The 13,576-nt window shown below is 45.9% G+C and carries 13 protein-coding genes; 2 read left to right on the plus strand and 11 right to left on the minus strand.

Annotation, left to right across the window (positions count from 1 at the left end):
* Nucleotides 1-85: 85 nt before the first annotated feature.
* From EPO18_RS03580 to EPO18_RS03615, 8 genes are all read right to left on the minus strand, one after another.
* The gene (locus EPO18_RS03580; RefSeq protein ID WP_292430613.1) at nt 86-469 is read right to left on the minus strand and encodes a hypothetical protein; all 384 of its coding nucleotides are present in this window, start codon (nt 467-469) and stop codon (nt 86-88) included.
* 944 nt (nt 470-1,413) lie between these two features.
* Nucleotides 1,414-1,956 (minus strand): Slp family lipoprotein, encoded by a 543-nt coding sequence (locus EPO18_RS03585; RefSeq protein ID WP_292430617.1) that lies wholly within the window; start codon nt 1,954-1,956, stop codon nt 1,414-1,416.
* Nucleotides 1,957-2,724: 768 nt separating this feature from the next.
* The gene (locus EPO18_RS03590; RefSeq protein WP_292430619.1) at nt 2,725-3,069 is read right to left on the minus strand and encodes a nucleotidyltransferase domain-containing protein; all 345 of its coding nucleotides are present in this window, start codon (nt 3,067-3,069) and stop codon (nt 2,725-2,727) included.
* A complete protein-coding gene (locus EPO18_RS03595) occupies nt 3,066-3,479 on the minus strand; it encodes a nucleotidyltransferase substrate binding protein (protein ID WP_292430622.1) in 414 nt (137 codons plus the stop codon). Before EPO18_RS03595 ends, EPO18_RS03590 begins: the two co-directional genes overlap by 4 nt.
* A 48-nt stretch (nt 3,480-3,527) precedes the next feature.
* Complete coding sequence (locus tag EPO18_RS03600) at nt 3,528-3,872, minus strand: hypothetical protein (RefSeq protein WP_292430625.1); 345 nt, start codon at nt 3,870-3,872, stop codon at nt 3,528-3,530.
* Nucleotides 3,872-4,969, minus strand: a complete 1,098-nt coding sequence (nadA, locus tag EPO18_RS03605; protein ID WP_292430626.1) for a quinolinate synthase NadA — start codon at nt 4,967-4,969, stop codon at nt 3,872-3,874. The genes EPO18_RS03600 and nadA overlap by 1 nt, the downstream gene beginning before the upstream one ends.
* A 285-nt stretch (nt 4,970-5,254) precedes the next feature.
* The gene (gene aspS, locus EPO18_RS03610) at nt 5,255-7,048 is read right to left on the minus strand and encodes an aspartate--tRNA ligase (protein ID WP_292430628.1); all 1,794 of its coding nucleotides are present in this window, start codon (nt 7,046-7,048) and stop codon (nt 5,255-5,257) included.
* 87 nt (nt 7,049-7,135) lie between these two features.
* The gene (locus tag EPO18_RS03615; RefSeq protein ID WP_292430631.1) at nt 7,136-7,405 is read right to left on the minus strand and encodes an FmdB family zinc ribbon protein; all 270 of its coding nucleotides are present in this window, start codon (nt 7,403-7,405) and stop codon (nt 7,136-7,138) included.
* A 108-nt stretch (nt 7,406-7,513) separates the two neighbouring features.
* Here EPO18_RS03615 and pyrC point away from each other — a divergent pair, with 108 nt between their 5' ends.
* Nucleotides 7,514-8,545: a dihydroorotase gene (gene pyrC / locus EPO18_RS03620; protein ID WP_292430633.1), complete on the plus strand. Its 1,032-nt coding sequence runs from the start codon at nt 7,514-7,516 to the stop codon at nt 8,543-8,545.
* Nucleotides 8,546-8,686: 141 nt separating this feature from the next.
* Here the strand turns inward: pyrC and EPO18_RS03625 are convergent, their stop codons facing one another.
* On the minus strand, nt 8,687-9,448 hold the full coding sequence (locus tag EPO18_RS03625) for an MlaA family lipoprotein (protein ID WP_292430636.1): 762 nt from the start codon (nt 9,446-9,448) through the stop codon (nt 8,687-8,689).
* A 116-nt stretch (nt 9,449-9,564) separates the two neighbouring features.
* Here EPO18_RS03625 and rnt point away from each other — a divergent pair, with 116 nt between their 5' ends.
* Nucleotides 9,565-10,179: a ribonuclease T gene (gene rnt, locus EPO18_RS03630; RefSeq protein WP_292430639.1), complete on the plus strand. Its 615-nt coding sequence runs from the start codon at nt 9,565-9,567 to the stop codon at nt 10,177-10,179.
* A gap of 267 nt (nt 10,180-10,446) precedes the next feature.
* Here the strand turns inward: rnt and EPO18_RS03635 are convergent, their stop codons facing one another.
* Together EPO18_RS03635 and EPO18_RS03640 are read right to left on the minus strand one after the other, a co-directional pair.
* Nucleotides 10,447-12,798 (minus strand): caspase family protein, encoded by a 2,352-nt coding sequence (locus EPO18_RS03635; RefSeq protein WP_292430641.1) that lies wholly within the window; start codon nt 12,796-12,798, stop codon nt 10,447-10,449.
* Nucleotides 12,799-12,873: 75 nt separating this feature from the next.
* On the minus strand, nt 12,874-13,576 hold a 703-nt coding region (locus EPO18_RS03640), incomplete at its 5' end, for an autotransporter domain-containing protein (RefSeq protein WP_292430644.1).

Here is a 13,576-nt window from a genome sequence, read left to right on the forward strand (position 1 = left end):
GCCCCGTCGCAACGTTTTGTATCTGGAACGGTATTTGACGGCATAAAACGTTACGGACGGGTTGCATAACCCGTCCGGCAGAGAGTCAGGCTTCAAATCCGATCTCAGAGGAGGATAGACCGGATTCGTCCCCAAAGAGCAAAGACAAACAGGAAGGATCTGGCCTATCGACCTGATTCGCTGAATACGCGTCCAATAGCGGCTCAATATGCCGTACCGATCTAGGCGTGGTATAGACGAAATAGCAAGTTCCATCATCAGACCAGCATCCAAACATCGCCATGCCCTTGGGTCCGTTTCTAGCAATATAAGCTGCCCGGAATACGCCCAAGAGCATGGTAACTTCACCGGATTCGTATTCCTGGCGCGAGAGTGTAATGCGATACCAGCTCATGCTTTTTGCCATCTCATGCCTGCTGTCATTAAAACCCACAAAATTTATCTGCATAGCGCCGGCATGCTGCTTCAAGCGCAGCGTCTTGATCTATGTTGTCGGCGTAGCGGCCCAAGAATCTTAACATCTGACTGCTATTCGAACCAAACAAGCCATCTTGACGATTACCGGTAAAGACCAAATTAGGTCGGGTGTCGTCTTTCAATCTGTGATGACTTACCTGAATTGAATGTGGCAGCTATGCGGATTTTATGCCTGCAGGAGGCGAATAGCAAAAACCGGCCAGAAAGAGTCAATCGTGAGTTTTTAGTGAACGGCTGGTCAACCTTGAAAAGCAGCCATACAAGACCGCCCTTACCACCTATCACTTTGCTTAAATAGCACGTCATACCGGCATGGACTGCCGGTATCCACGACTGCAAGGATGCAGGAGGTAGGCAGAAAACCGCTCCCTGCGTTTTCTGCATTCGCCACATCCCTGTGGTTTAGCAATGCAGGAGCAATTGCCGAGGACGCATGGATGTGATCTGACCCTTACCATCCCTGGCTTCTGGATTCGCTACGCGCTCTAACGGGTCCGGCACAAATTCGTCTGGAACGAATTTGCATTTATCCGAAGGACTCCGGGCAGGATAGCCCGGAGTAAATCCCTGCCGGAATGACGTATTGGACATTCTCGTTAAACTGATAGGTGTTAAGCAAGACCGCCAATGATTGGCAGCCACCTGCCCATAAGTGTTATGTTAACTACGCGGCGCAGGTGTTATGTAAAAAGTATAGTAAAAACATTAGACAGAACGAATCGGGTTATTTCGTACAAGCAGTAACTATTAATGCCCCAACAACTCCTTTATTAAGATAAAAGGTGTGGAGGCTTAATAAGAATTCTCAATCGTCTATGCACATGTAGGACCGTAGCAGTTGACGGAACCTGGGCCGGTTTGCCGGTTCCGCCGCACACGGGTTAATCTTCATTGGCAATTCCCACAGAACCCAACAAATCAAATCAATTCATCGCCTTAAAAACATCGGCCATAGCCAAATGAATAGCCGTAAGGGTAAATACCAGCAACGGCAGTCATACTAAAGGGGCCACAATTATAATAGTCTGGATCGTAATATTCAGACTCGTACGGCCACAGATAGAATGCCTGGGCTTTAATCACCGGGTAGACATAAGGTTTTTCACCTATCGCTCGGGTCAGCACAGAATCCACCAAACCATAGATGGTCATCATGCGCCCTCGGGTGTATATGGTCGCCGGGTCGACAAATCCATCCACCCGAGCCAGAAATCGGCCCTGGGTAACATTGTCGTAGAAAGGTTTTCCTGAACTGTCGACCTTCTTTGCCAGTATCTCGATCTCTGTATCGTTCACGCGATTGGCGACCTCCAAAATAATGCCTCCCCAACGTACGGGTTGACCTTTATGGGTATCAGTCTGAGCAATTACTTCCGAAAGCTCCAGATTGGGTGTGGGCGCTTGGCTGATATTTTGTGGAATGCGACTGGCGCAACCGGATAAAAAAAACACGACGATCAGGAACGTAAAGGCTTTCATGATTTAACCCTCCAAAGGCGTAAATCAGCGTGCAAAAGTTATCACTTTCAGCATCAATTTTTACCAACTTACCAACAAATAAACCTTATAAAGCAATGTAATAAAAATTTGCACAGTCAATTATGACGCTGTTTACTGATAAATACTGAACGCTGATTTACACATTATGTTGAGAGTTTTGATCCGCATACAAAACCTGACTGAACATTAGGGATAGCAGGGTTACCAGCAGAGATAAGCTAATATAACTATGACGGTTATTAAACATATCATTCTCCTTCAAAGCACAGGAAAAATTACCTAAAAGTATATTTTTCGCAAAAAAATAGAATCTTTCAATACAGATAATTACATATATTCACTGTCCGCTTTCCGTAAGTATGCTGCCATTTGGAAAACCGACTTGAGTGGCTCTTGTGGGTCGAACTGAGACATTCAATGCCTGATACAGATAAGATCAACTTTGGCATTTATCAGCTCAATCCCTGACTTTCACATCAAATCACCCCGTTTTCAATCACCGGCAGTACCCAGTATTTAATCCGAGCGGGAAAACTCGGCTTTCAATTGCGCCAATAACGCGGCCAATCTTTGCTCCGGCACATACATCCATAAACGGACTTTCTTCTGCCGCTGACCTGTTCAGCCAGCGACAGCCCTTTATTCCTATGATCATGGGAATAGATCGGGAAAGTGCAGAAACCGTGTTCGCGCTAGTTCCCAAGCTCCTGTTTGGGAACCAGCGTATCTCTTAATGGCAGAGACCGGCTACGAGAGAAGACGCTCTTTGGCATCTCTGTCATAAATCACCACGCCCACGCGGTCGATATGCTCAATTAAATCGATATTACTGAGCTGTGTGTATTGCGACAAATCCACGGTGTAAGGCAGAAACAAGTCATCAATCTGGTCTTCTATTTGCATTAACTCGGCAAATTCAAGCACGTCTCCTTTGATGGTTAAGTCTATATCCGAGCCGGGGCGATAGTTACCCTTGGCGCGTGAACCGTAAACCAGCACTGAGTTAATGGCTTTGTGCCGAAAGAAAACACTGTTAAGTTTATCTAAGGTGGTTTGCGACAAGCCCAGTTTGGCCGCTGTAGCTGTTTTCATTGCAGGTATTTTTGCATGTCCGTTTGCAGCAGTTCAAACAACGGAAAATAATCGTTTATTATCGCTACAACCAGTTGTTCGGCGATTTGCTCATCGTAGGTATGCGAGGATATATTCCTGATCTGAATCATCGCCATCCATTGTTCGCCGTCAGCTATTAATGCAACCTTAAAAGCTTCGCGGGTAGCATCTTTTGAGCCTTTAATGGATTGGTTGCCCTGGTCTTCCAGGTAGTCCTTCAGGACATTCCAGGCCAATTCATGAGTAAACTCAAAGGTCTGGATAACGCCTTGTTTCTCCAGCAAAGACAATGGACGCTGCTTGCTGAGTTCGACGGCATTTTTAAGCTGCACTAAGGTTTTTTTAAAATTAGCAAAGCGTTGCTGCCAACGAATATCCGGGGTATTCATAAACAAAATCCTCGCTAGATTCTCAATGGAACAACGTTAATCACGGTTTTACTCAAAAAAACCATACAAATACATCACCTCATCCTCTCCTTCCAAGATGAACTTTACATCATCATCGGAAATCTCAACATCGAGCGGATATGGCTCGGCTTCATCGCCGAAATAGTCGGATTTTATGTAAAACTCATCATCGCTTTCTTTTACCAGAACGACCGAATAAATATCTTTGTCTTCGCTTTGATCAATGTTTCTTAAGGCGAAGCTTATGCTCTTGCCATCGGAAGTAACGACTGGATTTTGCTCTGTTTGCTCATATTCGCAGACTACATCTTCATCGTCCATGAACACATAAGTCATCGAAAAATGCTTAAGGCGATTAAAATCTACGGTCATCACATAACCCCCAACATGTTATCCAGCGCTTTCTTGGCATATTTCGCTATATCCTCAGGCACTGAAATCCGGTTAACCACATGTCCTGCCGCCAAGTTGTCCAGCACCCAGGCCAGATGTTGCGGATCGGTTCTGAACATCGTTGAGCACATGCACAGCGTAGGCGACATGAAATGTACGCTTTTGCCTTGCGCCTTGCATTCTTCATGCAGGCGGTTGACCAAGTTCAATTCCGTTGCCACCAGCCAGTGAGTGTTGGGTTCGGCTGCACGCACTGTTTTCAAAATATACTCGGTAGAACCGATGTATTCCGATTTTTGACAAACCTCAAATGATGCTTCCGGATGCGAAATGACTTTGGTTTCGGGGAAGCGTTTAAGGAAATCATCGATATGTTCCGGCTTGAAGACCTGATGCACGGAACAGTAGCCGTTCCAAAGAATGATCTTGGCGTCGAGAATTTGCTGCTCGGTCAAACCACCCATCGGCTTGGTGAAATCCCAGGTAACCATCTGCTCCAATGGAATGCCCATCCGGTAACCGGTATTGCGTCCTAAATGTTGGTCGGGGAAAAACAGCACTTTCGATTTTTTGGCAAAACTCCATTCCAATATTTTTTGGGCATTGGATGAGGTGCAGACGATGCCGTCATGCTGACCGCAAAAAGATTTAAGATCGGCAGCCGAGTTGATGTAAGTCACCGGAGTGACTTCGGCTTCGACATCGATTATTTGCGCCAATTCATCCCAGCATTTTTGCACTTTAATCAGATTAGCCATATCGGCCATCGAACAACCAGCCGCCATATCCGGCAAGATCGCGATCTGCTCTGGACGGGACAGTATATCGGCGACTTCAGCCATGAAATGCACGCCGCAAAACACGATGTATTCGGCATCGGATTGCGCAGCATCCCTGGATAGTTTTAACGAATCGCCTGTGAAATCGGCATGCTTGAATACTTCATCGCGCTGATAATGATGCCCGAGCACCACGCAACGGCGGCCAAGCTTGGCTTTGGCGGCGATAATCCGGGCATCGCATTCCTCATCGCTGAGTAAGGCGTAATCTTGAATAGGAAATGGGGTATTGGTCATAAATGATACTCCTCAAGGGAGAAGATTTTGAGAGGGTTTTACAAATCGACTAAAAAGTTATCACCGCGAAGGCACGAACAGCGTGAAGGTTTCATTTACAGGTTGGATTGGATTTACAACCCTGCCCCTAACGCATCTACAATATCTGAGCTTCGCGCTGACTACTCTTAATCCAACAGCAAACATTTCGGACGGGGTAACATACTCCGTCCGGCTTTGTTGAACATTTGCCACAAAGGATGCAAAGAAATGAAACTTCGTGCCTTCGTGGTAAACAAAAAGCTTTTAACCGTGCTGGGCTTTTTCTTTTCCGGCCGGCTTAATCAACCGAATGCCCAGCTCCTTCAACTGCTCATCGGTGACGATTGCCGGCGCGCTGACTAACGGACAAGCCGCCGATTGCGTTTTAGGGAAAGCAATCACGTCACGAATAGACGTTGATCCCGTCATCAGCATGACCAAACGGTCAAGGCCGAACGCAAGGCCGCCATGCGGAGGTGCGCCGTATTTCAATGCATCCAGCAGGAAGCCGAATTTTTCCTTGGCTTCGTCTTCGCCTATGCCTAAAATTTCAAGCACGGTTTGCTGCATCGCACTGCGATTGATACGAATCGAACCGCCGCCGACTTCGGTGCCGTTCAACACCAAATCGTAAGCCCGCGATAATGCCGCGCCCGGATTGGCTACCAGTTCTTCAACCGAGCAACTTGGTGCAGTGAATGGGTGATGGATGGCATTGTAGCGGTTGGTTTTCTCATCCCAATCGAACATCGGGAAGTCAACCACCCAAACCGGCTTCCATTCGCCTTGCAGCAGGTTCAGGTCGTGTCCCAGCTTGACCCGCAACGCGCCCATCGCTTCATTAACGATGCCGGCTTTATCTGCACCGAAGAAGATTAAATCGCCGTTTTGCGCGCCGGTTTTAGCCAACACACTGTCCCAAACTTCAGCAGGGGCGAATTTAACGATAGGCGATTGCAAACCGTCGACACCGGCTGTCAAATCGTTGACCTTGATATACGCCAAGCCTCTTGCGCCGTAAATGCTGACGTACTTGGTTAATGCATCAATATCTTTACGGCTTAATTCGCCTCCGTTCGGTACGCGCATCGCAACGACGCGGCCTTTCGGGTCGTTGGCCGGTGCTGAAAAGACTTGGAAATCGACGTCTTTCATATCGTCGGCAATATCGACCAATTCCAGTGGAATCCGCAAATCGGGACGATCGATACCGTAGCGCGATATAGCTTCCTGATGCGTCATGCATGGAAATTTATCGCCTAGGTTCACACCGATCACTTTGATAAACAATTGACGGATCATTTCCTCCATCACGTGCATAATTTCATGTTCATCCATGAACGAAGTCTCGATATCGAGCTGAGTGAATTCGGGCTGACGGTCGGCACGCAAGTCTTCGTCGCGGAAACAACGCACAACTTGATAATAGCGATCCATGCCCGCCACCATCAATATTTGTTTATACAATTGCGGCGATTGCGGCAGTGCGAAAAACGAGTTTTCGTGGGTGCGGCTCGGTACGATGTAATCGCGCGCGCCTTCAGGCGTCGCTTTAGTTAAGTAAGGTGTTTCAATCTCGAAAAACTCGTGGTCATCCAGAAAGTTTCTTAATACCCGCGTCACATCGCGGCGCACTTTCATCTTTTCTTGCATTTCGGTACGACGCAAGTCGATATAACGATAGCGTAAACGCAGTTCCTCGTTGACTTCGATCTCGCTTTCGACCGGGAACGGCGGGGTTTCCGACTCGTTCAGCACGACGATGTTTTTAGCCAGTATCTCAATCTCGCCGGAATGCATATTGGCGTTAACCGTGCCTGCGGGACGGTCGCGAACCAGTCCGGTAATTTGTAATACATATTCACTGCGGACGCTTTCAGCGATCGCGAAGGTTTCAGCCACGTCGGGATCGACTACGACTTGCACCAATCCGGCGCGGTCTCTCAAATCGATAAAAATAACGCCGCCGTGATCTCTGCGTCTATGCACCCAGCCGCAGATTGAAACCGTTTCGCCTAGCTGTTGTGTGTTTAATTCTCCGCACTTGTGAGTACGCATAAATTTTCCCTGTTGATTTAAAAATTTTTAAAGTTGAGACTGGCTCAAGGTAAAAACCTGTTTTTTGAACCTTATGCCTGTTTATTACTAGCTTTTGCAGCCGCCGGCAGGGCATCCGCCGGAAGGCAATGGTGAACTGGAGCAACCCGCTTCGCCCGCTACATTCTTTTTTGCGCCGCTCTTAAAATCGGTTTCATACCAGCCGCTGCCTTTTAACCTGAATCCTGCCGCAGAAATCTTTTTCATTAATTCCGGTTTGCTACAGGCTGGACAGGTAACTAGAGGCTCAGCGCTGAGTTTTTGTAAAGCTTCATGCTCATGACCGCATGATTGACATTGGTACTCGTATATTGGCATTAACCGCTCCGATAACAAAAAAATAATAGCGACGATAAGTGCTGCGTTTAATTTTTCAAGGCACTTACTATAAAATAACAGACTATTTTACAGAATTTACCTCTAATAATGAAAACATTAACCATCACAAGGCCGGATGACTTGCATTTACATGTCAGAAACGGCGCGGTTTTAAAAACTGTTATGCCGCATACCGCAAGACAATTTGCCCGCGCTATCATCATGCCTAATCTCAAACCGCCTGTTACGACTGTAGATCAAGCCGTGGCTTATCGGGAAGAAATTCTGGCAGCGGTTCCTGCAGGCCTCGATTTTACGCCGCTGATGACGCTTTATCTGACCGGCTCGACGACGGTTGATGAAATCAAAAAAGCCGCAGAATCCGAACATATCCATGCCTTTAAATTATATCCAGCCGGAGCTACCACCAATTCCGATTCCGGCGTCGCTAACATCAAAGCCGTTTACCCGTTATTCGCTGCAATGGAAAAGTTTGATATTCCGTTGCTGATTCATGGTGAAGTCACCGACGACGCTTGCGATATTTTCGACCGGGAACGGGTTTTTATCGATACTTGCCTGACTGATGTCGCTAAAAATTTCCCAGGTTTGCGCATCGTGGTCGAACATGTGACCACGACCGAAGCCGTGCAGTTTGTGCAAGATGCCGGCGCCAATATTGCCGCAACCATCACCCCTCAGCATTTGCTGTTTAACCGCAATGCGATTCTGGCCGGAGGCATAAAGCCACATCATTACTGTCTGCCGATTATCAAGCGCGAGTCGCATCGTCTGGCATTGGTCGAGGCCGCGACCGGCGGAAATCCGAAATTCTTTTTGGGCACGGACAGCGCTCCGCATTTGACTTCATTAAAAGAAAACGCCTGCGGTTGCGCCGGTTGTTACAGCGCTCATGCGGCTTTGGAGCTTTATGCGGAAGCATTTGAGCGAGCGGATGCATTAGACAAATTGGAAGGTTTTGCGAGCTTTTACGGTGCCGATTTTTACCGCTTGCCCAGGAATTCAGGGACAGTGACGCTGGAAAAAACCGCCTGGAAAGTACCGTCTGTGTATGGAGAAAATGGCGTATCCATTACACCGCTGAAAGCGAATGAAGAGTTGAGCTGGAAATTACAATAACTTGAAACACTTAAAAGTAGGGCGCGCCGCGCGCCAAAAAGGAGCGTCAATTTAACTCAGTCCGAGAAAAAGGCGCGCACGGCGCGCCCTACTTTTCAAGGTTCAAAGCAATAACGTGTTTTTTTCGCCCTTCGCCTTACTTTAATATGGCCTAACCGGAGCCAAATTATCCTTATTAAACTCCTCATCAATCTCCAGAAGGTCTTCTCCTTCCGGCAAATTACCATCGTAGATCAGGTATTTACGCTGTTGAAAATAAGCGCTTTTAAAAAATGCATACCGATCCACAGCCGCTTCCGTTGCAATCCTTTCATTGGCCAAATTATCTGCCCGTAGGTCGATCGCATTTAGGCCAAACAGTCCAGTGACAACACCGCTAGCAAGAATATAGCTGATAGGATTCATAGCGGCATCGCCGGCCAGTCCTACTACTCCGCGAGGGGAACTTGGCCCGAAAAACGGCAGCACCAGATAAGGCCCAGTCGATATACCCCAAACCCCTATTGTTTGGTCAAAATCTTCATGATGCTTGGGCAAATCTATCATCGTCGCGACATCGACAAAACCGGCAACACCGGCAACAGTATTAACAATAAAGCGCGACCCATCCATACCGGTCTGCAATATTTTAAACTGCAACAGGTCGTTGACGGTTACACCGATGTCGTTAATATTACTAAAAAAATTACTCACACCTTGATCGGCAAACGATGGCATTACCCATTGATAACCTTTGGCTACAGGCTTCATCAGATAATCATCAAGTTTATCGTTAAAGGTCTGAACTCCCCTGTTCCATCCTTCCAATGGATCTTGTGGATCTTTCGCGGTGGTCGCACATCCTGCCAATATAGCTAATAAAATAATATATCCGAGTTGGGTAATTAATCTTTTCTGTTTCATTACATTCCCTCCAATTTCGCTATTATTTTCGTAATGGGCGGATTTTCGCGTAACATACCATAGTTCGCTGCATTTATTCCCCATCATTTCTACACCTCTTGGCATAACTTTAAATAATGGACACACCCGCAATTCCGATAGACAAACGTTTTCGAGGCTTCCTTCCGGTCATCATCGACATAGAAACAGCCGGATTCAATCCTAAAAAAAATGCATTACTGGAAATTGCAGCCGTGATTGTTGAATTTAACGGTAACGGTGATTTGGAGATTACCGAACGTTATGCAACACATGTTATTCCTTTTAAAAACTCAGAACTGGATGAAGCCGCACTTAAATTTAACAAAATAGACCCGCATCACCCGTTTCGCATGGCTATTGAAGAGGCAGATGCGCTGCACATGTTGTTTAAACCGATTAAAGACGCAGTCAAGCGTAATAACTGCACCCGAGCAATTTTAGTCGGTCACAACCCGGCTTTTGACATTAGTTTTCTGAACGCCGCCATTCAAAGAACCCAAATAAAACGCAGCCCTTTTCATCCGTTCAGCACCTTCGATACCGCAACATTGGGAGGGTTGGTCTATCAGCAAACGGTACTAGCGAAAATAGCCCAAACAGCAGGATTGGACTGGGATAACGAAAAAGCGCACTCGGCACTCTATGACGCCGAAAAAACGGCAGAAGTGTTTTGCATGATAGTCAATCGATGGCGGTCATTAAGCGGCTGATATTGTTTTAATTTTCGAACACTTTGCTTATAAGCCATTTGGGCTTCAATAACCTATTGCTTAAATTGTGCTGTGTATTTTTGCATGCAAATTGAATATTCTCTTAGCCTTAGTCTGTGGAATCGAGGAAAGATCGTACAGATAATCACTGCATTAATGACGTTATTGGCTCAATAAAAAATCCCGCTCCTTGCGGAAACGGGGTTTTTAACGAAAGTGGCGACTATTGGCCTGAGGCTTGGTTGCAAATGATGGAAGACCCTTGATTTATTGTCTCAATAAAACAAAGTCTTCACCAATCGTAAAAGAGGTGGGTTCCTGCGATGCTTCCGAGTATTTTTTTGAAAAGGTCGGAATTGTTGCGGTGGAATAATCCGCCACTTCGTGGGCGCTAATTTTTTGATCGTGGGGTTGTAAATCGGCAGCGCCCTGCAAGCCGTTATTTACAATATAGGTAAACAAGCCATGACCCAATTCGGATGATTCCATAGCTTCTTGATCCTTACGTGTTGCAGCCATTACCACAATACCGACCGACTTACTAAGAGCGCGACTGAAATGTCGCTGTGAGTTTTGCAAATTTTCCAAAGCCTTAAGTCCCGCTCCCGAATAGCAAGAATCAATCATAACCAGTATTTTTTGCGCTGGTATTTTAGCCAATAACTCCTGAATTTGTTTGGCGGAAATACCGACGCCGGCAAGGTATTGCTCGTTTGTCTGAAGCGTGGTTTCGTGAGGCAGGAAATACCATTCACCCTTGATTGCAATACCATGTCCGGCAAAATAAACCACCAACACATCATTCTGCGAATTGTCGGAAATTTGCGTTAGTTTATCTGTAATCGAGTTTTTGGTCGCGTCCTGGTCGAGCAAGTCGTAGGTTATTACATCGTTAAATGCCAATTTACTTTTATTGTTTAAAGCCGATGCAATAGACTGCGCGTCCGCGACGCTGTAGGTTAGATTCAATTTATTGTCCTGATACTTGTTAATACCGATAACAACAACATGCAACTTTGCTTGCGTTTCAGAACCGGAAACCTGGAGGATTTGCTGTTGCGGCTGACTGTCTATGCCCATCTTATTGGAGGCAATCACCTTGAATTTATTTAATCCCGCCGAGGGAACAACGTTATAGCTAACCTTTTTGTGTATCTTACCGTCGATTTCTGTGTCGCTAGTGTCGTCCAGCAAACTTTTGTCGATGATTTTGCCGTTGTGATAGAGACGGTACTCGCCTATCCCGCCACCGGTATCGATTATTTCGAAAGATACTTTTGTTTCTTCACCTGCGGTGCTTCCTGTTGGAACAGTTAAATTCACTTCAGGAGGAAGGGTGATGCCTTCCTGTACTTTTTGCGGGTTTGGATTGATAAAATTACCGCTGTTTAGGTGCGTGGACAACAAACCCGGTTCGTAATAGTTCACTGAAAAATTATCGATCGGAATGTCCTTGCCGGCGGCCAACCACGATACATTCGGCATACCCCTCTCGGAGCTGTCAAAACGTCCTGTATTGTCGACAATGGTCCAACCGGTATCTGTTGAAATCAACTTCAGTATTTCATTGCCCAATCCGATATCCCAAACATGGAGCACACCTTTTTCATCCGCTCCAACCAGTTGTTTACCCTGATTGATAAATTGCAGATGTGCGATATTTTCAGTTGTTTTTATTTCTTTGCTAAACGACAAGCCGTTAAGATTAAACAGCTTAAGTTGCTTGGCGTTGGTCGATAAAGCCAGAAGGTTGGTGTTAAAATTGATTGCGGCTGAGGTTAAGTCATTCGCGTTATCTATTTTTTTATTGAGACGAACCCGGTTGCTCGGCTGTTCAATCCATTGTAGATTACCGTTACTATCCAAATAAATTAATTCAGCAGAAGCGTTTTCCCAAAAACCTAATGCATTGCCGGATTGCTTGGGTAATGAAGCTTTTTTTTGCGCTTTTTCCAAATCCCACAATTCCACGAAACCACTTTTACCGGCGGTAATCACCGACTTACCGGTAGCGGTGACGAGCAAATTGGTCAACTCATCCTCATGATTCGTATTCAAGCTGGCGATTTTTCTAAAATTTTTTAAATCCCAGCTGATGATCTTACCGTCACTATAAACCGCAGCCAGTATATTCTCAGTTTTTGGTAGCGACATCGCCACAACCTCCTGGTTGGAACCGCTATCCAGTTCGATTATCGGATTGGCTGTCAATATGTCGTAAACATAAATTCTTCCGTCGGTACTTCCAATCAATACGACGCTGGAAGACGAACTGGAAACAACTTTAGTAAAGCGCTTTCCGCCAGGCTGTATCGTAGGTCTTTGCACACCCAGCTTCGAATCCCAAACTCGAACCGTGCCGTCTTGATGTAAGAGATTGTAATAACGCTCATCGCCGCTGAGCGTAAAATCCTTGATTTCGCCGGATTCGTTGCGGATTTTTAACTGGGGAATAAGCAAATTATCATTGAGATTTTTGGAAATCCCACTGCTTACCTGACGGGAAATTTGATTCTGTATCTGGTTAGAAATGACGCTATCTAAAGGGTCTGCGATTGCCAGTTCCGATAGCAGTGGCAACGCAAGAATAAAAACTATTTTTAGGACTTGTAATTTCACATTGAACCCCCTTAAACAAAAAAACCCCGCTCCTTATGGAGACGGGGGTTTAATGGATAAATATGTCAGTACAATCTAATCCAAAGCTAAACGGGCAGTCAAGGACACCGTGGTCAAATCGATGTCTTGATTAGTCAAATCGGTCTGAACTTTGGCACCCAAATTCAGCTTTTTGTTCACCGAATAATCGGCGCCCGCACTATAGTAAAATACGCCGTCCGCCTGGCCGAGGTTGGGTTTTGGATTATTATACTCGTATAGTATACCGGTGGAGAGTCTTAAGCCGTTTTTGAAAATATAGCCGCCTTCCGTATCGACCAAATAAGTCCAGCTGTCCAGATTATCCCGGGTAACACTGCCGCCTGCAAAAAAAGGATCGGTTTTGTTGTGAATATGTAGGTATCTGGCGCCGATTTTACCCTTCATGAACCACTGATCGATAACATGCAGACCATTTAGATCAATTTCTGTTTGGTAAGCGTCGGATTCAGATTCAGGTACTGTGAATGTCGGACTCTTTAAATTATTATTCGAGTAGTTATATCCGGACATTGCGGAAAGGAAGAAGTTTTTATTGATCACATAGGCTATATAAGGTGTCAGACCTACGGAATGGGTCGAACCTTGCATGCTTGCCGGTGGATATATGTCAGAAACAGTTCCGGCATAAGTTAAAGTGGTACCGAAATAAAAATCCCCGATATTTTTATCAATACCGGCTGTATTTTGATAAATATCGACATCAAATAGACCGGCAGAGGTACTATCGTTACTGATT

Source organism: Methylobacter sp., from assembly GCF_004322395.1.
Lineage (GTDB): Bacteria > Pseudomonadota > Gammaproteobacteria > Methylococcales > Methylomonadaceae > Methylobacter_A.

Excerpts from the sequence above, each read along its gene's own strand:
- EPO18_RS03585 (WP_292430617.1), bottom strand. The coding sequence starts at position 1,956 with ATGAAAGCCTTTACGTTCCTGATCGTCGTGTTTTTTTTATCCGGTTGC.
- EPO18_RS03590 (WP_292430619.1), bottom strand. The coding sequence starts at position 3,069 with ATGAAAACAGCTACAGCGGCCAAACTGGGCTTGTCGCAAACCACCTTA.
- EPO18_RS03595 (WP_292430622.1), bottom strand. The coding sequence starts at position 3,479 with ATGAATACCCCGGATATTCGTTGGCAGCAACGCTTTGCTAATTTTAAA.
- EPO18_RS03600 (WP_292430625.1), bottom strand. The coding sequence starts at position 3,872 with ATGACCGTAGATTTTAATCGCCTTAAGCATTTTTCGATGACTTATGTG.
- nadA (WP_292430626.1), bottom strand. The coding sequence starts at position 4,969 with ATGACCAATACCCCATTTCCTATTCAAGATTACGCCTTACTCAGCGAT.
- aspS (WP_292430628.1), bottom strand. The coding sequence starts at position 7,048 with ATGCGTACTCACAAGTGCGGAGAATTAAACACACAACAGCTAGGCGAA.
- EPO18_RS03615 (WP_292430631.1), bottom strand. The coding sequence starts at position 7,405 with ATGCCAATATACGAGTACCAATGTCAATCATGCGGTCATGAGCATGAA.
- pyrC (WP_292430633.1), top strand. The coding sequence starts at position 7,514 with ATGAAAACATTAACCATCACAAGGCCGGATGACTTGCATTTACATGTC.
- EPO18_RS03625 (WP_292430636.1), bottom strand. The coding sequence starts at position 9,448 with ATGAAACAGAAAAGATTAATTACCCAACTCGGATATATTATTTTATTA.
- rnt (WP_292430639.1), top strand. The coding sequence starts at position 9,565 with ATGGACACACCCGCAATTCCGATAGACAAACGTTTTCGAGGCTTCCTT.